We start from the raw sequence: 24,622 nt of genomic DNA, 5'->3' as shown, positions 1-24,622 counted from the left end.
ATGAACACGATGATGGGATTAATAAACTTAGAGCATGAGCACCATTTTTTTCATGAATTAACCTATTTTCGGAATGGCGCCTCCGTTCCTTTCGTAGGTCGTTATCGCTTAATCGATTTTGCTCTATCTAATATGGTGAATTCAAATATTGAAGAAGTGGCAATCTTTACACGAAATAAATATAGATCTTTAATGGATCATCTCGGAACGGGTGAAAGTTGGGAGTTAGATAGAAGAAATGGTGGTTTATTTATCCTTCCGCCTGATTGGAACGACCCATCCGATATTTCAAAAGGTGATTTGCAATTTTTTCACAATAATCGTGATTACTTTGATAGGGGAAAGTCATCATACGTTTTGGTTAGTGGAAGCCAATTTGTAGCGAATATGGATTATAAGGATGCTTTTGCTTATCACTTAGAGCGGAAGGCAGATGTGACGCTCATTTCTACAAGGTTTGAAAATGAGCTGCCGGAACATGAACTTTGTTTACGAATTGAAGCAGATGATTTAGGAAGGGTTAAAAACATTACAAATGTTAGATCGAATCCACTTTTATATACGGGTATTTATATCGTTAATAAAGATGTTTTGATGGCATTAGTCGACCACTGTATTGCCCATCACCAAGATTACTTTTTTATTAACGGTATTAAGGAAAATCTTTCTAAATTAAAGGTTCAATCGTATGAGTATAAGGGGTATAGTGCTTTTATCAATTCAATTGAAAGTTTTTACAGACATAATATGAATCTATTAAATGAAGAAAATTATAGAGCATTGTTTTATAAAAAGCCTTTTGTACGAACAAAGGTTGGAAGTTCCCCACCCGCAACATATCTTTCCTCCGCAAATGTAAAAAGGTCGCTTCTAGCAAATGGCTGTGTCATTGATGGGAATGTGGAAGGAAGCATCCTTTTCAGAGGTGTGACAATAAAAGAAGGGGCGACGATCAAGGATTCAATCATCATGCAACGTTGTACAATTGAACCAGGGGTATACTTGGAAAATGTCATTTTAGACAAGGATGTCCATGTAAAAGCAAACCAGAGATTTATAGGATCAAAAGATAAACCATATGTCGTTGCAAAAAGGAAAGAAATGTAAGTTGGTGGAGCCGGCGGGAGGAGATAGCATGAAAAATGTCTTATTTGTAGCTTCAGAATGTACTCCATTTATTAAAACAGGTGGATTAGCCGATGTAATTGGTTCGCTGCCTCAGGCACTTAAGGAAAATGAACAAATCGACGTTCAAGTCATTCTTCCTCTCTATGATGAGATATCTGAAGAATGGAAAAGCCAAATGCATTTATTTAAATCAATCGATGTTCCAGTGGGCTGGCGTGATCAAGAGGCAAGTATATATAAGTTAACTTATAATCAAATTACTTATTATTTCATTTCGAATGATTATTATTTCACCCGCAAAGGCATTTACGGCTATTATGACGATGGTGAACGATTTGTCTTTTTTAGTAGAGCGGTGATAGAGGCATTAAATTATCTTGAACGAAAACCACATATTCTTCACGCCCATGATTGGCAAGCTGGAATGGCTGTTGCTCTTGCCAAAATTATGCAGCCGATTGAGGATTTAAAAACGGTTTTCACCATTCATAATATAAAATATCAAGGTGTTATGCCTATAGGGACGTTTGAGGATTTCTTTGAATTACCAGCAGAGCATATTGGCGGCCTGGAGTGGGATGGGAAGTTAAATTGTCTAAAAAGCGCCCTTTTTCATGCAGATAAAATTACGACCGTAAGTCCATCTTATGCTGAAGAAATTAAAGATCCTTATTACGGTGAAGGACTTTCTCCTATTTTGATAGAGAGAGCGGATGATCTAGTTGGGATTTTAAACGGAATTGATATAAAAGAATATAATCCATTAACAGATCCAGCTCTTCCCGTAAAATACCGTTCTTCCAAAGCTAGAAAAAAGGAAAATAAAATATTGCTGCAAGAAAAACTTGGTCTGACGATTAACAGCGATAAGCCTCTTTATGCCATCATTACTCGACTTGTAGAACAAAAAGGACTCCACCTTGTTCAACATATTTTTGAAGAGTTCCTTCAAGAAGATGTCCAATGTATTGTTTTGGGAACAGGCGATGAAGAGTTTGAATCGTATTTCTCTGATATCGCTCAACGTTATCCTGAAAAGGTAGCAGCACTTTTATACTTTGATGAAGGAATGGCAAGACAGATTTATGCAAGTGCTGATTTTTTTATTATGCCGTCTAAGTTTGAGCCTTGTGGATTAGCACAACTCATCGCTCTGCAGTACAAGGCTGTCCCCATTGTACGTGAAACAGGGGGTTTGAAAGATACAGTCCAGCCTTTCAATGAAATAACAGGAGAAGGAAATGGATTTAGCTTCACTCATTACAATGCTCACGATTTATTAGCCGTTTTATGTTATTCGTTAACCATTTATCGTTCACAAGAGCTATGGAATACCCTTGCTAAAAATGTGAATAAAAGTCAGTTTAGCTGGAAGAAGTCAGCTCGAGATTATGCAAACTTATATTATCAATTAACTATGGAGTATGCTTAAGGAGGTGAGGGCACACTTGCCTCAATTAACCGTTAATGAATTGGCAGAGAGAATTAAACATAAAATAGGGATTGAAAAAGGCAAAGAAATAAAAGACGCCGGTTCGATCGATGTGTATAATGCATTAGCTTCTATCGTAAATGAAGAAATTATTCCGAATTGGCAAAAGACTCAAAAGACATATAAGGAAAAGGAATGTAAACAAGTATATTATTTATCGATGGAGTTTTTAATCGGTACTTTACTTGAAAGTAATCTTCTTAATGTTGGATTATTAGATATTTCTAATGAGGCTCTGAAAAGATTAGGCTTTAATCCAGAACATATTTATGCGAAAGAGCGTGATCCTGGCTTAGGGAATGGCGGGTTGGGCAGGTTAGCTGCTTGCTTCCTTGACTCCCTAGCTTCCCTTCACTACGCAGGGCATGGTTATGGAATTAGATATCGATACGGCCTATTTGAACAACGATTTATCCATGGGAATCAGATAGAGCTTCCCGATTACTGGTTAAATGACGGTTATGCTTGGGAAACGAGGAAAGAGAAAGAGGCTGTTTGCATTCATTTCAATGGGGTTGTTCATATGTTTAAAAAAAACAATGGCAATCTCGAATTTAAGTATGAACATACGGATAAGGTAATGGCTATCCCTTATGATATACCTATAATCGGTTATCAAAATAATGTAATAAATACTTTGCGTCTTTGGAGTGCTGAACCAGCCTTAAATGAAACTAATTCTCGCGAAAATGAATCCAATCATTATCACGATCTTGATCATGATCATTCAATTGAACAAATATCCGGATATTTATATCCAGATGATTCCAGCCACGATGGGAAAGTGCTGCGCTTAAAACAACAATATTTTCTTGTTTCTTCAAGCATTCAAAATATTGTTCAACATTTTAAGCAAAATCACGCTTTATCACTGAAGCATTTACACGAAAAAGTAGCGATTCAAATTAACGATACGCACCCAAGCTTAGCAATACCTGAACTTATGAGAATTCTCATGGATCATGAAGGATATGGCTGGGAAGATGCGTGGAATATTACAACAAAAGTCATCGCATATACGAACCATACAACCTTAAGCGAAGCGTTGGAAACATGGCCTAAAGACATGTTGCAACATCTGCTCCCTCGTATTTATATGATTATTGATGAAATTAATGAACGGTTCTGTAAACATATTTGGTATAACCATCATGATCTCAGGGAACATATTCCCGAAATGGCCGTAATAGCATATGAAAGAGTACATATGGCGAGGCTGGCAGTTATCGGCAGTCATAGTGTAAATGGGGTTGCTAGAATCCATACAGAAATCCTAAAAAATAAAGAAATGAAACATTATTATTCATTATTTCCAGAACGATTTAATAACAAAACCAATGGGATTACCCACCGAAGATGGTTGCTAAAAGTAAATCCCGATTTATCTAGTCTAATTACAGAGATTATTGGCCCCCAATGGATTAAGCGTCCAAAACAGCTAATTAGCCTTTTAAAATATACGAGAGATCATTCTTTCTTACAAAAATTTGATCAGGTAAAGCAGAAAAACAAACAGGTATTAGCGAATTTTATTCATGAGCGTACAGGGATTTTAGTGGATCACCAATCCATTTTTGATGTACAAATAAAACGACTCCATGAATACAAGCGCCAGCTGCTCAATGTTTTTCGGATTATTTCTGTTTATAATGAAATAAAAAACAATCCTAATATCGATATGACACCTCGTACTTTTATTTTCGGAGCAAAAGCTGCTCCGAGCTATCATTTGGCAAAAGAGGTCATAAAGCTAATCAATAAGGTTGCCACAATGGTCAATTATGATTCCGACATTCGCGGGAAATTAAAAGTCATTTTTTTAGAAAACTATAATGTTAGCCTTGCTGAAAAAATTATTCCGGCTGCAGATATTAGTGAACAAATTTCAACGGCAAGTAAGGAAGCTTCAGGTACTGGCAATATGAAAATGATGATGAATGGTGCTTTGACTGTCGGCACATTAGATGGAGCAAATATTGAAATTAAAGATTTAGTAGGGGACCAAAATATATTTATTTTTGGATTAACGGCCGAAGAGGTGATTAATTATCAGCGTTATGGCGGCTATAATGCGCTGGATATTTATAACACGGATGACAGAGTAAAGCGAATTTTAGAGCAATTACATCACGGTGAATTTGGTCCGTATGAAATTGAATTTAAAGATATTTACTATAATATACTTTCACATAATGACCCGTATTTTGTGTTGAAGGATTTTGACCCCTTTATTGAAATTCATGAGCTTGTGGAACAAACATATCGCGATCGCTGGACATGGCTAAATATGAGCGTCACAAATATCGCCCACTCAGGTAAATTTTCAAGTGATCGAACGATACAAGAATATGCATCTGGAATCTGGAAAATAAAACCAGTCTAACAGGCTATCCATTAACGGATAGCTTTTTTACATTTCAAAAAAATAACTGTCATCTATGAATATGTTATACTAATCACGATAAGCTTTGAACGGAAAGGAATTATGAAAAAATGGGTCAATATACGCCAATGATTCAACAATATTTGCAAGTAAAGGCAAATTATGAAGATGCCTTTTTATTTTTTCGCCTTGGAGATTTTTATGAAATGTTCTTTGAAGATGCTATAAAAGCTTCACAAGAACTAGAAATAACGTTAACTAGTAGAGAGGGTGGAACGAAGGAACGCATTCCAATGTGCGGAGTTCCTTACCATGCCGCTGCTGGCTATATAGAAGTTTTGATACAAAAAGGATATAAAGTTGCAATTTGTGAACAAACAGAAGACCCGAAGCAAGCAAAAGGCGTTGTCAGGCGAGAGGTTGTGCAACTTATTACTCCTGGAACCGTCATGGAAGGGAAAGGATTACTCGAGAAAGAGAATAATTATATTACATCGATTACGATGTTTGATGAGAATACTTACGGAATTGCGTTTAATGATCTATCGACTGGAGAAAGTAAAGCAACCATTATAACAGGCTCCCATGAAGTATTATTAAATGAATTGTTTACAATCGGGGCGAAAGAAGTTGTAGTAGATTCAAATTTTGACAGCGAACTTAAGAAAAAAATAAATGAGCGAATGAGCGCGATAATTTCCATTGAAGAAAATGTAAACAATGATGATGAATTCATCAATATAATTGTGAAACTCTCGAATGAAAGATTGCAAACCGCGGCGAACCGTCTTCTTCATTATTTAAAGAAAACACAAAAGCGGAGTTTAGACCATCTGCAGCCTTTTTCTGAATATGAAGTAAATCAATATATGAAACTTGATTATTATTCAAAAAGAAATCTTGAATTAACAGAATCGATAAGAGGAAAAGGAAGTAAGGGCACACTATTATGGCTATTGGATGAAACAGTAACCGCAATGGGTGGAAGAATGCTGAAACAATGGATTGACCGCCCACTAATCAACGAAGCAGAAATTGGAAAAAGAGTGAATCTAGTAGAAACAACTCTACATCATTATTTTGAGCGCCAAGAGCTTCGTGAATTGTTAAAAGGTGTGTATGATCTTGAAAGACTTTCCGGAAGGGTAGCGTTTGGAAATGCCAATGCCCGTGATTTTATTCAACTAAAAAAATCGCTTTTACAAATACCAGAAATTATTTCATTAGTTCATCAGCTTGATCAGAGTGAAGCCCAAAGCTTAGCAGAAAAATTAGACCCATGCGAGGAATTGACGGATCTGCTTGAAAAATCAATCATTGATCTTCCCCCGCTTTCCATAAAAGAAGGTGGAATCATTAAGGATGGCTATCATAAAGAATTGGATACATATAAAGATGCGAGCCGAAACGGAAAACAGTGGATTGCTGAACTTGAAAAAGAGGAAAGACAAAGAACTGGCATCAAATCATTAAAGGTCGGCTATAATCGTATTTTTGGTTATTATATTGAAGTTACTCGAGCGAATGTCCATTTACTTGAAGAAGGACGTTATGAACGTAAACAAACATTAGCGAATGCGGAGCGGTACATTACACCAGAGCTTAAGGAAAAGGAAGCTCTTATTCTCCAAGCAGAAGAAAAATGTATTGATCTAGAATACGCATTATTTATGGAAATTCGTGAAACAGTGAAAACATATATACCAAGAATACAACAAGCGGCAAAAATCATCAGTGAGTTAGATGTATACCAAAGCTTCGCGACTGTCAGTGAATCCAGGCATTACGTCCGACCATCCTTTAACAGAAATCGTGTGATTCACATTACAAATGGTCGTCATCCTGTTGTTGAAAAGGTAATGGGGTCGCAGGAATATGTACCGAATGATTGTATGATGGATGCTGAACGAGAGATGTACCTGATAACAGGGCCAAATATGTCTGGGAAAAGTACATTTATGAGACAAATTGCATTAACGGCGATTATGGCCCAAATTGGTTGCTTTGTGCCTGCAGAAAACGCAAATATTCCTATTTTTGACCAAGTATTTACAAGGATAGGAGCAGCAGATGATTTGATTTCTGGACAAAGTACTTTCATGGTAGAGATGTTAGAGGCAAAAAATGCAATTGCCAATGCGACTGAAAATAGTTTAATATTATTCGATGAAATTGGCCGAGGCACTTCGACATATGATGGTATGGCATTAGCACAAGCAATCATCGAATATATACATGATAGAATTGGGGCAAAAACACTATTTTCCACACATTATCATGAGTTGACGGCACTTGAGGAAAAATTAGGGCAACTGAAAAACATCCATGTAAGTGCAGTGGAACAACAAGGAAAACTAGTATTTCTTCATAAAGTAAAAGCTGGACCTGCTGATAAAAGCTATGGCATTCACGTTGCCGAGCTTGCTGATCTTCCAAAAGTACTTATTGACCGGGCTACAGAAATCTTGAATGAATTAGAAAATGAAAATACTAGACATTCAAAAAGACAAGAACATGTAAATGAACAACTTGCTTTCTTTTCCGAGCCAACCCAGAATCAACTTTCAGATCATGAGCGGAAAATCCTTGATGAACTTAGGAATCTAAACATAATGGAAATGAACCCAATGCAAGCAATGAATAGTCTTTTTGAAATACAAAAAAAATTAAAATGATAAATATAAGCTCTCGAAATTTCAAGCTTTTTATAAAATTTTTCTGTATACATTGTTCCTTTACCAAGGTAGTGCCTGGTTGATTTCCGCTACAGTTGCTCGCTTTCCGCGGGGCGGGCGGTTAGCCTCCTTGGCGTAAACGCCTGCGGGGTCTCACCTGTCCCGCAGATCCCGCGATGGACAGGACGTCCTAGTGTCGGCGTAGGCCACAGGACGTGGCCGTCTTTAGCCGACCAGGAGTCTCGCACTTTCGCTACAATCAACCTTTATAAGATTTTGTTTTAAAAGCAACGATCCCTTAGTAAAGAGGCTTTAAAAAAGATTAAATTATTGAAGAGAAAATAGGACCGTTAAGGAACTATAGTACATCTTCTTGATGATAATAAGGTTTCTGCAAAAGACTTAAGTTTGTATCTTTTACAAAGAATTTTTATTTTCCTATTTGTGGAACTTTTTGGACGTTATAGTTGTTTCCGGATAATCCTGACCTATTGAAACAACTGGATACCTAAGAAGCAATTGTACGTGAATTACATTGCCCACTAACAAAAGGAAGAGATTTGAGAACAAGGAAGGATCAGTCATCCCACTATGGGCAAAAGAATATCTTAGTTGATCTACGTTCCAGGCGGCGACTCCTGGGGGATTAGCGTGACAGGTGAGACCCCGCAGGGCGCGAAGCGACCGAGGAGGCTCACCGCACGCCCCCCGGAAAGCGTCCGCCTGGAACGGAAATCAACGGTGGCAGGTGGGACGCGTGTTATGTAAATTTATCCCGTCTGACCCACTGAATGCTAAGAGCCAAGAAAAACGTAAGGAGGCAATGGGCTATGCACGAAATCATAGAATTAAATGATTCTTTATCAAATAAAATCGCGGCTGGCGAAGTAGTGGAGCGCCCAGCCTCTGTCGTAAAGGAATTACTAGAAAACTCAATTGACGCAAAAAGTTCAGTTATTGAAATAGATATAGAAGAAGCGGGTCTAAGCAAAATACGCGTGATCGATAATGGAAATGGTATTGGGGAAGAGGATGCACTCCTTGCCTTTAAAAGGCATGCAACTAGTAAAATAAAAGATGAGAATGATTTATTTCGAATTAGAACACTTGGGTTTAGAGGAGAGGCTCTGCCAAGTATCGCTTCTGTGTCTAATTTGCAGTTAGTGTCAGCGAAGGCTGGTCAAGATGGTACAAGGGTGAATCTTGAAGGCGGAAAGTTGATTCGTCATGAAAAGGCTGCTGCAAGAAAAGGAACTGATATTTCAGTTACTAATTTATTTTTCAATACTCCTGCCCGCTTAAAATATTTAAAAACGATTCACACTGAAATTGGTCATATTTCAGATATTGTAAACCGCATTGCCCTTGCACATCCGGAAGTCTCAATCAGACTACGCCATAACGAACGACTTTTGCTGCATACGACAGGAAATGGTGATGTCCGTCAAGTACTAGCTGCTATATACGGAGTCCCAATAGCTAAAAAAATGATTCCTATTCAAACAGAGTCACTTGATTTTAAAGTATCCGGCTTTATTTCACTTCCTGAAGTGACACGGGCTTCTAGAAATTACTTATCTACGATGATTAATGGAAGATTTATTAAAAATTATTCACTCATAAAGGCAGTGTTAGAAGGTTATCATACTCTTTTACCCATCAATCGCTACCCTATCGTTCTATTATCAATTGAGATGGACCCTATTCTTGTAGATGTGAATGTTCATCCCGCAAAAATGGAAGTGCGAATAAGTAAAGAAATAGAATTAAATGAACTGATTACATCAACAATAAAAGCTGCCTTTAAAACGAGGGAGCTTATACCGTCAAGCAATGTTCAAGCTAAAAAAAGGCAAATCAATATTTCAGAGCAAACGTCGCTGGAACTGGATAACAGTCAAGTTGCTCAAAAAAATCCATTCAATATCAATACTCAGTATCAAAGTAAACAAAATAACATACAAAAAGAGCCACTTTTGCCTACTGAGGAAATGAAAAAGTTATATGAGCCCGCAGAAGAGAGATTTACTCCTGGGTTTATTGCAAATGAAGCTCAAGTTGATGATCATCTACCAATAGAAAAACCTGTTTTAAAGAATGATCCGCCTAAGGAAAATAATAGAATTCCACCTTTATATCCTATTGGGCAAATGCATGGCACCTATATATTCGCACAAAATGATCAAGGTTTTTATATGATTGATCAGCATGCTGCTCAGGAGAGAATTAAGTATGAATATTACCGTGAAAAGGTAGGGGAAGTGGATAAAGAAGTGCAGGAAATGCTTGTCCCCTTACACCTGGAGTTCTCTCGTGATGAATTTATTAAAATAGAAGAATACAAAGACGATTTAGAACAGATTGGTATATTTTTAGAAGATTTCGGGATGAGTAGTTATATGATCAGATCCCATCCAAGCTGGTTTCCTAAGGGGCAGGAAAAAGAGATAATCGAAGAAATGATTGAGCAGTTGCTGACGATGAAGAAGATAGATATTAAAAAAATTATGGAGGAGGCAGCCATTATGATGAGCTGTAAAGCTTCCATTAAAGCAAATCAATATTTACGCAACGATGAAATCCAAGCATTATTAAATGAATTACGGAGGACCGAGGATCCGTTTACTTGCCCGCACGGACGTCCTATTATTATTCATTTTTCAACTTATGAAATAGAAAAAATGTTTAAGAGAATTATGTGAATATAGAGACCTGTTGAAGGTCTTTTTTTATATACCATAACAATATTATGTAAACTGAATGTGATTTTTTAACAAATATTACCTCATTTTGTTATACTTATTATATTCTAAGCGAAAATGAGGAGTGGATGCCTAGTGGAAAAATACATATTGTCTCTTGATCAAGGAACGACAAGTACGAGGGCAATTTTGTTTACGAAAGAAGGCAAAATAAAGCATATTTCTCAAAAAGAATTTACTCAATATTTTCCACATTCAGGTTGGGTGGAACATGATGCAAACGAAATTTGGGGTTCCGTTTTATCCGTTATTGCCACTTGTTTGACAGAAGCTAGTGTTAAACCATCTCAAATTGCGGGAATTGGAATTACAAATCAGCGAGAAACAGCTGTCGTATGGGATAAAGAAACGGGAAAACCGATTTACCGCGCTATCGTGTGGCAGTCAAGGCAAACTGAAAAAATTTGTAAGGATTTAAAAGAAAAAAATTTAGACAATATCTTTAGAAGCAAAACGGGACTGCTTATTGACCCTTATTTTTCCGGAACAAAAGTAAAATGGATCCTCGATCACATTGATGGAGCAAGAGAAAAAGCGACGCAAGGGAAGCTTTTATTCGGCACGATTGATACGTGGATCATTTGGAAGCTGTCAGGCGGTTCAGTACACGTGACAGATTATTCAAATGCTAGTAGAACGTTGATGTATAATATTTTTGAACTTAAGTGGGATGAAGATTTATTGGAATTATTGGATGTTCCTAGAACAATGCTTCCTGACGTACGCCCTTCATCAGAAATTTATGCCCATACAGCAACGTATCACTTTTTTGGTCAAAAAATTCCAATTGCAGGCATTGCCGGTGATCAACAATCGGCTTTATTTGGTCAGGCTTGCTTTGAAAGGGGAATGGCTAAAAACACATATGGAACTGGCTGTTTCATGTTGATGAATACAGGTGAAGAACCTGTAAGCTCCGATAATGGATTATTAACAACGATTGCATGGGGATTGGATGGTAAAGTCGAATATGCTTTAGAGGGCAGTATTTTTGTTGCTGGTTCCGCGATACAATGGCTGCGAGATGGATTAAGAATGATCAAGGATGCAAAGGAGAGCGAGCAATACGCTTTAAGTGTTGATTCTTCAGATGGTGTCTATGTTGTCCCAGCCTTTGTGGGTCTTGGTACACCGTATTGGGATAGCGATGTACGAGGGGCTGTTTTTGGTTTGACGCGAGGCACTACAAAAGAGCATTTTATAAGAGCTACGTTAGAATCCTTGGCTTATCAAACGAAAGATGTGTTGATGGCAATGGAAGCGGATTCAGGAATATCGTTAAAAACATTAAGAGTTGACGGTGGAGCTGTATCGAATGACTTTTTAATGCAGTTTCAAAGTGACCTTTTGCGAACAGGGGTAGAACGACCGGAAATCAATGAGACAACCGCACTTGGTTCAGCTTATTTAGCAGGACTTGCTGTTGGCTTTTGGGGAAGCAAGGAAGAAATTACAAAAAGATGGGAATTGAATCAGCGCTTCGAACCTAAAATGGCACTTGAAACTTCAAATGATTTATACTCTGGTTGGAAAATAGCTGTTCAAGCAGCCACTCATTTTAAAAAATAAGTACTTCTTTCATCCATATCCTTTTGAAAGGAAGGAAGAATGTGAAAAATTTATCAGGATTAAACCGTGAAAATCAATTGGATAAACTATCGAAGACCCAATATGATGTATTAGTAATTGGTGGAGGCATTACAGGAGCAGGTATCGCATTTGACGCTATTACAAGGGGTATGAAAACAGCACTTGTTGAAATGCAGGATTTTGCAGCAGGAACATCTAGTCGTTCAACAAAACTCGTCCACGGCGGATTACGATATTTAAAACAATTGGAAATAAAAGAAGTAGCGGATCTCGGAAAAGAGCGTGCCATCGTTTATGAAAATGGACCGCATGTTACGACTCCGGAATGGATGCTTCTTCCTTTTTATGAAAAAGGTACATTTGGAAAGTTTACTACTTCAATTGGACTGAAAGTATACGATTTTTTAGCGAGGGTTAAAAAAGAAGAACGGCGGAAAATATTATCGAAAGAGGAAACGATTTTAAAGGAGCCTCTAATCAAGACAGATGGCTTATTAGGTGGGGGATACTATGTAGAATACCGTACAGATGATGCAAGACTCACAATCGAAGTCATTAAAGCTGCGAATGAGCATGGTGCTGATATCGTTAATTATGCGAAAGTTGAAAAGCTTCTTTATGATGAAAGTGGGAAAATAATTGGTGCAATCATTAAAGATATGTGTTCTGGCAATGAATATACCATCTATGCAAACATCATCATTAATGCGACGGGACCTTGGGTTGATGAGCTGCGTTTAATGGATCATTCCAAAGAAGGGAAACACTTGCAGCTATCCAAAGGGGTTCATCTCGTTTTTGATCAGTCAAAGTTTCCTTTAAAACAATCTGTTTATTTTGATGCACCTGATGGTCGAATGATCTTTGCAATTCCAAGGGCTGGTAAAACGTATGTAGGTACAACCGATACATTTTATGATGGAGAAATCCAATATCCAAAACCAATGCAAGGGGATATTGATTATTTATTAGCATGCATACACTATATGTTTCCGACATTGAACCTACTGATGAATGATATTGAATCGAGTTGGGCAGGATTACGGCCGCTAATTTATGAAGATGGAAAAAAGCCGTCCGAAATTTCCCGAAAAGATGAAATATGGGTTTCTAATAGTGGATTAATCACCATTGCCGGCGGTAAATTGACTGGTTATAGAAAAATGGCCGAGACGACCGTAAATCTGATTGCTAAGGAACTAAGCAAAAGCAATCCGAATCATTATAAACCATCAAAAACGAAAACCTTGCCAATATCTGGGGGAGATCTCGGTGGTTCAGAAAAGTTTCATGCATTCATTAATGACCAAAAGGAAAAATCAAAATTCCTTGGTATAACTGAAGACGAGGTTGAACGGCTTGCCGCTTTTTACGGTTCGAATATTGATGATGTTTATCCATTTATTGAAAAAGATTCGTCATTACCCCCGACAATATATGCTCAATTGATGTATGCCATTCATTATGAGATGACTATAAAACCGATTGACTTCTTTATTCGTCGTACAGGATGGCTTTACTTCAATTTTCATGAGGTGGAAAAGTGGAAGTTTAATGTAATGGAAATAATGGCAAAAATATATAAATGGAATGATAATCAAATTGAAGATTACGAGAAAGAATTAAATGAAGCAATAAAGGTGGCTGGCTTTAAAGTTTGAAATGAAATTGGTAAGATATAGACTATGACGAATTTAATACGTGATAGTGAAGAGGTCGCAAAGAATATGCAGAAATTAATCGTTATAGTTGGCCCTACTGCAGTAGGTAAGACAAAATTAAGCATAGAAGTAGCTAAACGTTTTAACGGGGAAATTATTAGCGGAGATTCTATGCAAGTATACCGAGGAATGGATGTTGGAACTGCAAAAATCACAGCTGATGAAATGGAAGGAATCCCACACCATTTCATTAATATAAAGGAACCTGACGAAACTTTTTCGGTTGCGGAATTTCAAACATTAGTCAGGCAAAAAATAACTGAAATTGCAGATCGCCACGCTATTCCTATCATTGTAGGAGGTACTGGCCTCTATATCCAATCCGTTTTGTATGATTATCAATTTTCCGAAAGTGCAAGTGAACATCCGAGGTTAGACCTACTCGATAAGAATCATCTAGAACTTTATAAACAGCTTGAATCCATTGATCCCGAGAGTGCTAAGAAAATTCATCCTAATAATGTTAGAAGGGTAATAAGGGCACTGGAGATTTATGAAAACACCGGTAAAACAATGACGGAAATGCAAAGTGAACAACAAAAATCTTATTTTTATGATACGGCTCTAATTGGACTTACAATGGAAAGGGATTTATTATATAGTCGAATCAATAAAAGGGTGGACATCATGCTTAAAGCTGGGCTTTTAAATGAGGTCGAAAGCCTTTATAATGGGGGGATATCTAGGGATGCCCAATCAGTAAAAGCAATTGGGTACAAAGAAATATACGATTTTTTAGATGGGAACATTCCTTTTGAAGATGCGATTGTCCAATTAAAGAAAAATTCTCGTAACTATGCAAAGAGACAGCTAACATGGTTTCGCAATAAAATGGATGTCACATGGTTTGATATGACCGAAGAAAGGGAACACTTGAAAAAAACAACAGAGATTATTGATTTCATTGCAGGAAAGCTGCAAATAAAATCGAATACATAAGTATAGAGATAAACGAGGAGGCCATTTGTATGAAACAACCAGTTAATATTCAAGATCAATTTTTAAATCAACTAAGAAAGGAATCAGTACCTGTCACTGTATTCCTATTGAACGGTTTTCAACTAAGAGGAAATGTTAAAGGCTTTGATAACTTTACCGTATTATTTGAGAGTGAAGGGAAGCAACAGCTTGTTTTCAAACACGCTATCTCCACTTTCTCTCCTCAACGCAACGTACAAATTAATTTTGAAGAGTAATAAGAAAAGCGGAAGTGCCATGCTAATCGACGTAAAACTTCACGGCCGCAGGCAGAGATTATGAAAACACGATAAGCCTGCAAGTTTAATCGATGTTCACTACGCAAGCGAGAAGGACAAGAAGTTAGCTAGTCGATAGGCACTGTAGCTGAATAAATAAAAAATAGCCGTCCTATTATACTTAAGTACTTTCACTTTTTTAGAAGTGGTGTTCTTATAAGTAGAATAGGACGGTTTATTTCATTTCCTTGAAATGTTGTGAATATAATGTAGAACGTGTAGTTTGGGCTCATTTTAAAAAAATTAGCACCAATCTCTTTTCTGGGCGTATACTGGTTTTGAATGTGAGGTGATGGGGATGAGTGAGCCAATACGAATGAAAAATAATGGGCAAATCAGCATAATGTTAAATGTGAACAAAAGAGAAAAAATAAAAGTTCAGAGTACTGCCATATCTTCTAAACCATTATCACATGAACATGCGGTATTAAATGAAATTGAAAATGAAATGAATGCACTTGTTGGAATGGATCAAATCAAAAAAATGATGAAAGAAGTTTATGCATGGATATATATCAATAAAAAGAGAGAAGAAGCAGGTTTAAAAGCTGGTCAGCAAGTCCTTCATATGATGTTTAAAGGCAATCCTGGTACTGGTAAAACAACTGTCGCTCGTTTAATCGGCAAGCTGTTTCAAAAAATGGATGTACTCCCAAAAGGACATTTAATTGAAGCGGAGCGAGCAGATTTAGTCGGAGAATATATTGGTCATACAGCTCAAAAAACGCGCGATTTAATTAAAAAAGCATCTGGTGGCATTCTTTTTGTTGATGAGGCATATTCGTTAGGTCGGGGTGGGGAAAAAGATTTTGGAAAAGAAGCGATTGATACATTAGTCAAGCATATGGAAGATAAGCAAAATGAATTTATATTAATTATTGCTGGTTATTCAAGAGAAATGGAATATTTCCTAAGTTTAAATCCAGGGTTGCAATCACGCTTCCCGCTCGTTTTTCACTTTCCCGATTATACGGTCAATGAATTAATGGAAATAGGGAAGCGAATGCTCAATGAAAAAGAATATACGATTAGTAAAGATGCAGAAACAAAATTAAAAGATCATCTATTATATGTAAGAGGAATAAAAGGGGATAGTTTTTCAAATGGTCGATATGTACGGAACGTCATTGAAAAAGCAATTCGCTCTCAAGCAATGCGGTTATTAAACGAACATCATTTGGAACGAACGATTTTATCGTCCTTAATTAGTGAGGATTTTATATTTCCTGAGGCAACTTAATATGAAAGCGGCTGTTCCTCCTCATTCGGGACAGTCTTTTATTTTTAGGTTAGCGATTCGTTTTTCACTACACTTTTTGATATTATTGGACTATGGCATTTGAAAGAAAGTAGGGATTTTCTTGCAGGATAATAATAAGGAAAAAGCAATCCTTGTTGGCTGTCAACTACAAGATAAAGATGATCGATTTGAATATTCCATGACTGAACTTGGTTCTTTAGTATCAACCGCTAAAGGTGAGACAGTTGCAACTCTTACTCAAAAACAAGAAAGATTGCATCCCGCAACTTACATAGGAAAGGGAAAGTTGGAGGAACTTCATCAATTAGAAGAAGAGTTTGAGGCGGATATCATTATTTTTAATGATGAACTGACTCCAAGCCAATTGCGGAATATACAAAATAGCCTAAATGCAAGGGTTTTGGATCGTACCCAACTCATATTAGACATATTTGCACAACGAGCCAGATCAAAGGAAGGGAAGCTCCAAGTGGAATATGCTCAACTTCAGTATTTATTACCGCGGCTAGCAGGCCAAGGAATTGCCCTTTCAAGACTTGGCGGCGGAATTGGCACGAGGGGTCCTGGTGAAACACAGCTTGAAACGGACCGACGCCATATTCGCCGAAGAATAAATGAAATAAAAAAACAATTACAGCTAGTTGTTGAACAAAGAGAGCGCTACAGGGAAAGAAGAAAACGAAATAAAGCTTTCCAAATTGCCATTGTCGGTTATACGAACGCTGGAAAATCAACCTTATTTAATCGCCTTTCTACTGCTGATACCCTTGAAGAAAACCAATTATTTGCCACACTAGATCCAATGACAAGAAAACTTGTTCTTCCTAGTGGTTATTCTACCATCATTACAGATACCGTCGGGTTTATTCAAGATTTGCCTACTTCATTAATTGCGGCCTTTAGGTCAACACTAGAAGAGGTAAAAGATGCTGATTTAATCCTTCATGTAGTAGATAGTTCGAATCCGGATTATGTAAACCATGAAAAAACAGTTCAAAAACTTTTAAAGGAATTAGAAATGGATCAATTGCCTCAACTTACTGTATACAATAAGGCTGATGAAACACATGCTGATTTTGTTCCAAGCTCCGGTGAGAATTTTATTATGAGTGCCTTTGATGAAAAGGATCGAAATCAATTAAAGAAAAGAATTGAAGAAATGGCTGTATTAAGTATGCACTACTATCAAGTTGTCATTCCGTCAAATGAAGGAAGGCTGCTTTCAGTATTAAAAAATGATACGATCTTACGTGAACTCATTTTTATTGAGGACGACCAGGCATACAAGTGCAAGGGCTATGTACATAAAGACCATCCAGTAATGGGGTCATTAAAAATATATGAGAGTTAAAGGGAGTATGTCTTCATGAATCTTGATCTACAATACAGCAAACATTTACAAACCATTATTGAAGAAGTGGAAAATCAAATTTCCCCTATACATAAGGAAATTGACCGGATGATCGAGATTAATCAATTTCGAGTATTAAAAAGCTTCCAAGATCATCGTGTGAGTGATACTTACTTTACTCCTTCAACTGGATATGGCTATGGGGACATCGGCAGAGATGAATTAGAAAAAATATACGCTGATGTATTCGGTGCTGAAGCGGGATTAGTTCGTCCACAAATTATTTCGGGGACTCATGCCATTTCGATTGCACTATTTGGAATTTTACGCCCTGGAGATGAGCTTTTATATATAACAGGGAAACCTTACGATACTTTAGAAGAGGTTATCGGGATTCGGGGAGAAAATAGTGGGTCGTTAAAGGATTTTGGAATTAGTTATCGTTGTGTAGAGCTTACGGAAAAAGGAGAAATCGATTTTTCCGCTGTTGGCAAATTGATGAAGACAAACACAAAAGTGATTGGAATCCAACGATCAAAAGGCTATGCTGAAAGACCTTCATTTACAATTGAAGATATTAAAGAAATGGTTCGTTTTGTTAAAGAAATTAATCCTGAAGTAGTTGTTTTTGTTGATAATTGTTACGGGGAATTTGTAGAGGAAATGGAGCCATGCCATGTAGGTGCGGATCTTATGGCCGGGTCCCTCATTAAAAACCCAGGTGGAGGAATTGTGAAAACGGGTGGGTATATTGTTGGGAAGAAGAAATGGGTGGAAGCATGCTCGTACCGGATGACCTCACCAGGAATCGGATCTGAGGCAGGAGCTTCTTTATATAGTTTACTTGAAATGTATCAAGGATTTTTTCTAGCCCCACATATAACAGGCCAAGCATTAAAGGGTGCCGTCTTTACTTCAGCCTTGCTTGAGCGTATGGGACTCCTTACATTTCCAAAATGGGATGCAAAAAGAACAGATCTCATACAATCCGTCCAATTTGATAATGAGCAAATGATGATTGAATTTTGCCAGGCCATTCAATACGCATCACCAGTGGACTCCTATGTCACGCCATATCCAAGTTATATGCCTGGATATGAAGATGATGTGATCATGGCTGCTGGAGCATTTATCCAAGGGGCTAGTATTGAATTATCTGCAGACGGTCCAATTAGACCGCCATATACAGCATATGTTCAGGGCGGGTTAACGTATGCACATGTAAAAATTGCCATTACGATGGCCCTTAATCGTTTGATTGAAAAAGGTTTAATTAAAGTTAATTAAGGAATATATAATAAAGACGGCAAAAAAATAGCTGTCTTTTTTTTCATTTTTTTTGTAAAATTTTAAAGTACATTTTTATGAAGAAGAGACGTCTATTCAAACAGGAGGACATAGGGAAAAATGGGTATGTATACAAAAGAAAGTATTTTACAACTTTCCGAAGAACAGAACGTGAAATTTATTAGGCTGCAGTTTACCGACATTTTAGGAACAGTGAAAAACGTCGAAATTCCAATCAGTCAATTGGAAAAAGCATTGGATAATAAAATGATGTTTGACGGTTCTTCGATTGAAGGATTCGTAAGAATTGAAGAATCGGATATGTATCTTTATCCTGATTTAGATACATGGGTAATTTTTCCATGGACTGCTGAAAAAGGTGGAAAAGTAGCACGATTGATTTGTGACGTATACGGTTCTGACTTAAAACCATTCCCGGGAGATCCTCGCAGTAATTTAAAAAGAGTATTAAAGGAAATGGAAAAATTCGGTTTCTCTAATTTTAATCTTGGCCCAGAACCAGAATTCTTTTTATTCAAGTTAGATGATAATGGCGATCCTACGCTTGACTTGAATGATAACGGCGGTTATTTTGACCTTGCTCCAACTGATCTTGGTGAAAACTGTCGCCGTGACATCGTGCTTGAATTAGAGGAAATGGGATTTGAAATAGAAGCATCCCATCATGAAGAAGCTCCGGGACAGCATGAAATTGATTTTAAATATGCGGATGCGGTAAAAGCTTGCGATCAAATCCAAACGTTTAAGCTTGTCGTCAAAACTATTGCTAGAAAGCATGGATTACATGCTACCTTCATGCCGAAGCCTTTATTTGGTGTTGCCGGATCGGGAATGCATTTTAATATGTCATTATTTAAAAATGGCGAGAATGCATTTTTCGATGAAAACGGAGAATTAAAAATGAGTGAAACGGCTTATCAATTTTTAGCTGGAATCATTAAGCATGCACCAGGCTTTACAGCAATCACAAATCCGACAGTAAATTCATATAAAAGGCTAGTACCCGGTTATGAAGCTCCGTGCTATATAGCCTGGTCTGCACAAAATAGAAGCCCGCTTGTGAGAATTCCTTCATCAAGGGGATTAAGTACACGGATTGAAGTTCGCAGTGTCGACCCAACCGCAAATCCATACCTTGCGATGGCAGTCCTATTAAAAGCAGGACTGAGCGGGATAGAAGATCAATTAATTCCACCACATTCTGTGGATAGAAATATATACAGTATGAATAAAAGTGAGCGATTGGAAGAAGGAGTCATTGATCTTCCGGCAAATCTTCATGAAGCAATTGAACAATTACAGCAAGATGAAGTGATTAAAGCTGGCCTCGGCAAACATATTTACGAAAATTTCGTAGAAGCCAAAGAGATTGAATGGGATATGTTTAGAACCCAAGTCCACCCTTGGGAAAGAGAACAGTATATAAGGATGTACTAAGGATATTAAGCTCTGGCTCGAAAGCCAGAGCTTTTTGACAAATTATGAAAAGTTTTTGAATTTAATCATTTGATATGCTGTTTTACCTATGATAAAATATTATGTACTTTCAGGTGGTACATATTCTATCGTACAGGGACAGTTTATACCCTTTGGGAGATAAACTGTCCCTAGGTTTTATTAAAATCTAATCATTAATTAAAGGGAATACTAGTAAAAATGTATTGTCGTTTTTGGGGAATAGGAGGAGATGTAGTTTGAACGACACGGTTGATTATAACGCTCAATTACGTAGTGATGTAAAGAAATTAGGTAATATTCTAGGCGAAATATTAGTTCATCATGGTGGAATTGAACTTTTTAATAAAGTTGAAGCTATTAGAGAATTAACGAAGAGCCTGCGTAAGGAATATTCAGAAAAGACATATACGGAATTAAAGGATATCATCAGTACACTTGAACCACCTACACGTCAGCAAGTAATTAGAGCATTCGCGATATACTTCCATCTAATAAATATAGCGGAACAAAACCATAGAATTCGTCGTAGGCGCCAATATCAATTAAAAGATGAAGGCGGTCAACCTTTTTCATTGGAAAATGTAGTATCCAAAGTAAAAGAGTTGAAGCTTTCCAATGAAGTGCTTCAACAAGTATTAAATGATTTATCGATTGAATTGATCATTACAGCCCACCCTACCGAGGCTACGAAGCGAACAGTTCTAGAAATTCAAAAAAGAATATCAACGATTCTACAAAAACTAGATAATCCTTTAGTAACAAAGAAAGAACGACGTAACTATGAAGAAAGCTTATTTAATGAAGTAACAGCTTTATGGCAAACAGATGAATTACGGCATAGAAAGCCGAAAGTTCTTGATGAAGTAAGGAATGGACTTTATTATTTCGATCAAACATTATTCGATACATTGCCTTCCATTCATCAAGAGTTGGAATTTCAATTGCAAGAAAATATTCCTGAACATGAGTGGGAAGTCCCTAATTTTCTCCATTTTGGATCATGGATCGGTGGGGATCGAGATGGGAATCCAAATGTAACTCCTGAAATTACGTGGGAAACGCTGCAAATGCAGAGAAGTCTCGTTTTAAAGAAATACGATGAATCAATCAATGAATTAATGAAAAGGTTTAGTCATTCTACCGAACGGACTCATGTAAGCGATGAATTAATTGCGTCCGTTGAGCAAGAAGAACCGAAATACTTAATGGAAGATGAAAAATGGCCAATAGAGTCAGAATTTTATCGCAGAAAATTCGCAGTTATAATAAAACGACTTAATGAGGTCGGAAAGTCAGATCTTGGATATGAGAGTTCAGCAGAATTATTGAAAGATTTGATCCAAATAATGGAAAGTGCGGAAAACCATCAACCTGATCATAAAAAGCTTAAAACGATTAGAAAATTGATTAGGCAGGTTCAATTATTTGGTTTCCATTTAGCGACATTAGATATTAGAAACCATAGTGGTGAACATGAAGCTGCTGTTAGTGAATTACTAAAAGCAGTCAATATAACTGCAAACTACTCTGAACTTTCAGAAGAGAAAAAACTCGATATTCTACGAAGAGTATTAAGTGATCCGCGACCACTTCTTCTACTTGAAGAAGGGTACTCTAAAGAAACATTGGCAATTTTGAATGTATTTAAACTTATTAAGAAAGCTCATAATGAGTTCGGAAAACGTTCAATAGAAGTATATTTAATTAGTATGACCCAATCGGCAAGTGATTTATTGGAAGTTCTTTTACTTGCCAAGGAAGCGGGAATCTATCGACTATTCTCCGATGGTAGAATAGAAAGTGACTTGCATGTTGCTCCACTTTTAGAAACCATTGATGATTTAATTGCAGGTCCATCTATATTAAAATCATTGTTTGGAATGGATGTTTATCGCAATCATTTAAACAAACGCGGCAATCATCAAGAGATCATGCTCGGTTATTCTGACGGAAGTAAGGATGGCGGAACCTTAACGGCTAATTGGAAACTCTTTAAGGCTCAACAAGAAATTCATAATATGGCGAGAGAATTTAATATTCGCCTGAAATTTTTCCACGGACGCGGCGGTTCACTAGGACGCGGCGGCGGTTCATTAAATACAAGTATTCTTTCCCAACCTGTTGAAACACTAGGAGACGGAGTTAAAATAACAGAGCAAGGAGAAGTACTTTCTTCTAGATATTTGCTGGAAGATATTGCCTATCGCAATTTAGAGCAGGCTGCATCTGCATTATTCGAGGCTTGTTCCAAAGTTGCTTCATTTAATGATTCTGCCTACTTACGAAAAAAAGAATGGGAAATTGCCATGGAGGAAATCTCCAAACATGCATTGGAGAAATATCAATCACTTGTATTCGGTGACAAAGACTTCCTAACTTATTTTAATCAAGCAACCCCATTAAAGGAAATAGGCGCCTTAAATATTGGGTCACGGCCAATGAGTAGAAAGAATAGTCAACGCTTCGAAGATTTACGTGCCATTCCTTGGGTTTTTGCCTGGACTCAATCAAGGCAAATGATCCCTGCATGGTATGCATCAGGTACAGGGCTAGAATCTTTCCTAAAATTGAAAGAGTCGAATCTTGAATTGCTGCAAACGATGTATAAACATTGGCCTTTCTTCAAATCAACAATTAATAATTTGCAAATGGCGTTGATGAAAGCAGATATGGCTACTGCCAAAGAATATTTAAGCTTAGTTGAGGATCCGGCAATGGCTAATCGAATATTTGAAAATATTTCCAATGAATATTACAGAACAAAAAAGGTTCTATTGCAAATCTCCGGAAACGAAGAATTGCTTGCCCATACACCTAATATCCAAGAATCTGTCCATAGAAGGAACCCTTATGTAGATCCATTGAACTTTTTACAAGTTGATCTAATTAAAAAGTTAAGAGAAACCGAAAATCCTTCTGATGAACTCGTAACGGAAGTTTTGCTTACCATTAATGGAGTAGCAGCAGGATTAGTTAATACAGGTTGATAATAGACAAAAAAACCTTGTGGTTAAGGCAAACCACAAGGTTTTTTGTGTTCTACTAAAAAATTTCAGTATTTATTCATAGTCTATTAACTTTTTCATATAAATGGAATGTAGTTACAATTTGATAAAGGGATGAAGACGATGATTAAAATTGCTGCAAGGTCCTCGCTATCAGTTATCGCTGTATTCTTTATAATATCCATTATTGCTTTTTCAAGTCTAAAAATTAGCGCTTTTTCTTTTATCGGATCTGATTCATCGAAAACAGATTCTTTTCTCTATATTTTGTCTTTGGAAAATCACTCCCTTCATTCCGTAATGCCAACACAGCCAGATAGCTCTCTCGGGAAAGTGGCTCTTGAAATTTTAACGAATATTAACCTGGCTGATATGAAAACATTTTTATTTACGGAAATCCCCGGGTTATACGCATCAAGCCCCCAAATCCTCATTGCTGGCCAAGGAACGGATTTTACAAATCTACCTATTGAATCACCTCCCCCTCAGGATTTTGGAATGCATGACGAAACAGACGAGGCGGAACTCATACCTAATGATGAAAAGAAAGAATTAACAAATGATTATGTAGCTTTCATCTACCATTCCCATACACGTGAATCATTCCACTCATTAGCTCCCAATTCAAAGGATGCGAATAGTAAAGATAAAAATGTAACGTTGCTGGGTAAAAGACTCGGTGAAAAACTTGAAGAAAGAGGGATCAAAACATTAGTTGATACGACAGATATTTCGGACAAGTTAGTGAAAAAAGGAATGAACTATAACCAATCATACACAGCATCACGGGAAATTGTGGTAGATGCAATGAGTCAAAATAAGGAATTTAAACTCATGTTTGATATTCATCGTGATTCGGTGAAAAAACATGTAACTACAAAAAAAATTAAGGGACAAGCATATGCAAAGGTCATGTTCGTCATTGGTAAATCAAATCCAAACTATAACAAAAACCTAGAATTTGCGGATAAACTTCATAGATTACTTGAAAAAAAATATCCAGGTCTTTCAAGAGGTGCGATAGCAAAGCCGAATACAGTTGGAAATGGCATATACAACCAAGACTTGTTCGATCACAATCTTATAATTGAAGTCGGTGGAGTAGATAATAATCTCGAGGAACTTAATCGAACAGTGGATGCTTTGGCAGAAGTAATCAGTGACTATTATTGGGGAGAGGCTGTGGAAGCTAGTAAAAATAAATAGAGCCTGGTAAAAAGGCTCTATTCCAT

Annotated in this window: 15 protein-coding genes; all 15 read left to right on the top strand. The window is 37.0% G+C overall.

Features of this window, described 5'->3' with window-relative positions; genetic code table 11:
* The gene (gene glgD, locus NQ185_RS03090; protein ID WP_257580083.1) at positions 1-1,107 is read left to right on the top strand and encodes a glucose-1-phosphate adenylyltransferase subunit GlgD; all 1,107 of its coding nucleotides are present in this window, start codon (positions 1-3) and stop codon (positions 1,105-1,107) included.
* 28 nt (positions 1,108-1,135) lie between these two features.
* Complete coding sequence (glgA, locus tag NQ185_RS03085) at positions 1,136-2,560, top strand: glycogen synthase GlgA (protein WP_257580082.1); 1,425 nt, start codon at positions 1,136-1,138, stop codon at positions 2,558-2,560.
* A 16-nt stretch (positions 2,561-2,576) separates the two neighbouring features.
* Positions 2,577-5,003 carry a glycogen/starch/alpha-glucan phosphorylase gene (locus NQ185_RS03080; RefSeq protein WP_306999939.1) on the top strand — a complete coding sequence of 809 codons (2,427 nt, stop codon included), beginning with the start codon at positions 2,577-2,579 and terminating at the stop codon, positions 5,001-5,003.
* Positions 5,004-5,113: 110 nt separating this feature from the next.
* On the top strand, positions 5,114-7,678 hold the full coding sequence (mutS, locus tag NQ185_RS03075) for a DNA mismatch repair protein MutS (RefSeq protein WP_257580081.1): 2,565 nt from the start codon (positions 5,114-5,116) through the stop codon (positions 7,676-7,678).
* A gap of 830 nt (positions 7,679-8,508) precedes the next feature.
* Positions 8,509-10,380: a DNA mismatch repair endonuclease MutL gene (gene mutL, locus NQ185_RS03070; protein WP_257580080.1), complete on the top strand. Its 1,872-nt coding sequence runs from the start codon at positions 8,509-8,511 to the stop codon at positions 10,378-10,380.
* Positions 10,381-10,515: 135 nt separating this feature from the next.
* The gene (gene glpK / locus NQ185_RS03065; protein WP_257580079.1) at positions 10,516-12,009 is read left to right on the top strand and encodes a glycerol kinase GlpK; all 1,494 of its coding nucleotides are present in this window, start codon (positions 10,516-10,518) and stop codon (positions 12,007-12,009) included.
* A 41-nt stretch (positions 12,010-12,050) separates the two neighbouring features.
* On the top strand, positions 12,051-13,691 hold the full coding sequence (locus NQ185_RS03060; RefSeq protein ID WP_257580078.1) for a glycerol-3-phosphate dehydrogenase/oxidase: 1,641 nt from the start codon (positions 12,051-12,053) through the stop codon (positions 13,689-13,691).
* Positions 13,692-13,757: 66 nt separating this feature from the next.
* Positions 13,758-14,690, top strand: coding sequence for a tRNA (adenosine(37)-N6)-dimethylallyltransferase MiaA (gene miaA, locus NQ185_RS03055; RefSeq protein ID WP_373370778.1), 933 nt, complete (start codon positions 13,758-13,760; stop codon positions 14,688-14,690).
* 29 nt (positions 14,691-14,719) lie between these two features.
* Positions 14,720-14,947, top strand: coding sequence for an RNA chaperone Hfq (hfq, locus tag NQ185_RS03050; protein ID WP_213128153.1), 228 nt, complete (start codon positions 14,720-14,722; stop codon positions 14,945-14,947).
* 358 nt (positions 14,948-15,305) lie between these two features.
* Complete coding sequence (spoVK, locus tag NQ185_RS03045) at positions 15,306-16,247, top strand: stage V sporulation protein K (protein ID WP_257580076.1); 942 nt, start codon at positions 15,306-15,308, stop codon at positions 16,245-16,247.
* 121 nt (positions 16,248-16,368) lie between these two features.
* Positions 16,369-17,619, top strand: coding sequence for a GTPase HflX (gene hflX, locus NQ185_RS03040; RefSeq protein WP_257580075.1), 1,251 nt, complete (start codon positions 16,369-16,371; stop codon positions 17,617-17,619).
* Between the two features lie 15 nt (positions 17,620-17,634).
* The gene (locus tag NQ185_RS03035; RefSeq protein ID WP_257580073.1) at positions 17,635-18,906 is read left to right on the top strand and encodes a methionine gamma-lyase family protein; all 1,272 of its coding nucleotides are present in this window, start codon (positions 17,635-17,637) and stop codon (positions 18,904-18,906) included.
* Between the two features lie 120 nt (positions 18,907-19,026).
* Positions 19,027-20,364, top strand: a complete 1,338-nt coding sequence (glnA, locus tag NQ185_RS03030; RefSeq protein ID WP_257580072.1) for a type I glutamate--ammonia ligase — start codon at positions 19,027-19,029, stop codon at positions 20,362-20,364.
* A 257-nt stretch (positions 20,365-20,621) separates the two neighbouring features.
* Positions 20,622-23,372, top strand: coding sequence for a phosphoenolpyruvate carboxylase (ppc, locus tag NQ185_RS03025; protein WP_257580071.1), 2,751 nt, complete (start codon positions 20,622-20,624; stop codon positions 23,370-23,372).
* Between the two features lie 141 nt (positions 23,373-23,513).
* The gene (gene spoIIP / locus NQ185_RS03020; RefSeq protein WP_257580070.1) at positions 23,514-24,596 is read left to right on the top strand and encodes a stage II sporulation protein P; all 1,083 of its coding nucleotides are present in this window, start codon (positions 23,514-23,516) and stop codon (positions 24,594-24,596) included.
* The last annotated feature ends 26 nt before the right edge of the window (positions 24,597-24,622 follow it).

Origin of the sequence: Lederbergia panacisoli (assembly GCF_024626525.1) — a bacterium.
GTDB lineage: Bacteria > Bacillota > Bacilli > Bacillales > Bacillaceae_C > Lederbergia > Lederbergia panacisoli.
Note: the sequence above shows the minus strand (reverse complement) of the source record. Positions and strands in the feature narration are given on the sequence as shown.

Excerpts from the sequence above, each read along its gene's own strand:
- glgD (WP_257580083.1), top strand. The coding sequence starts at position 1 with ATGAACACGATGATGGGATTAATAAACTTAGAGCATGAGCACCATTTT.
- glgA (WP_257580082.1), top strand. The coding sequence starts at position 1,136 with ATGAAAAATGTCTTATTTGTAGCTTCAGAATGTACTCCATTTATTAAA.
- mutS (WP_257580081.1), top strand. The coding sequence starts at position 5,114 with ATGGGTCAATATACGCCAATGATTCAACAATATTTGCAAGTAAAGGCA.
- mutL (WP_257580080.1), top strand. The coding sequence starts at position 8,509 with ATGCACGAAATCATAGAATTAAATGATTCTTTATCAAATAAAATCGCG.
- miaA (WP_373370778.1), top strand. The coding sequence starts at position 13,758 with ATGCAGAAATTAATCGTTATAGTTGGCCCTACTGCAGTAGGTAAGACA.
- hfq (WP_213128153.1), top strand. The coding sequence starts at position 14,720 with ATGAAACAACCAGTTAATATTCAAGATCAATTTTTAAATCAACTAAGA.
- spoVK (WP_257580076.1), top strand. The coding sequence starts at position 15,306 with ATGAGTGAGCCAATACGAATGAAAAATAATGGGCAAATCAGCATAATG.
- NQ185_RS03035 (WP_257580073.1), top strand. The coding sequence starts at position 17,635 with ATGAATCTTGATCTACAATACAGCAAACATTTACAAACCATTATTGAA.
- glnA (WP_257580072.1), top strand. The coding sequence starts at position 19,027 with ATGGGTATGTATACAAAAGAAAGTATTTTACAACTTTCCGAAGAACAG.
- spoIIP (WP_257580070.1), top strand. The coding sequence starts at position 23,514 with ATGATTAAAATTGCTGCAAGGTCCTCGCTATCAGTTATCGCTGTATTC.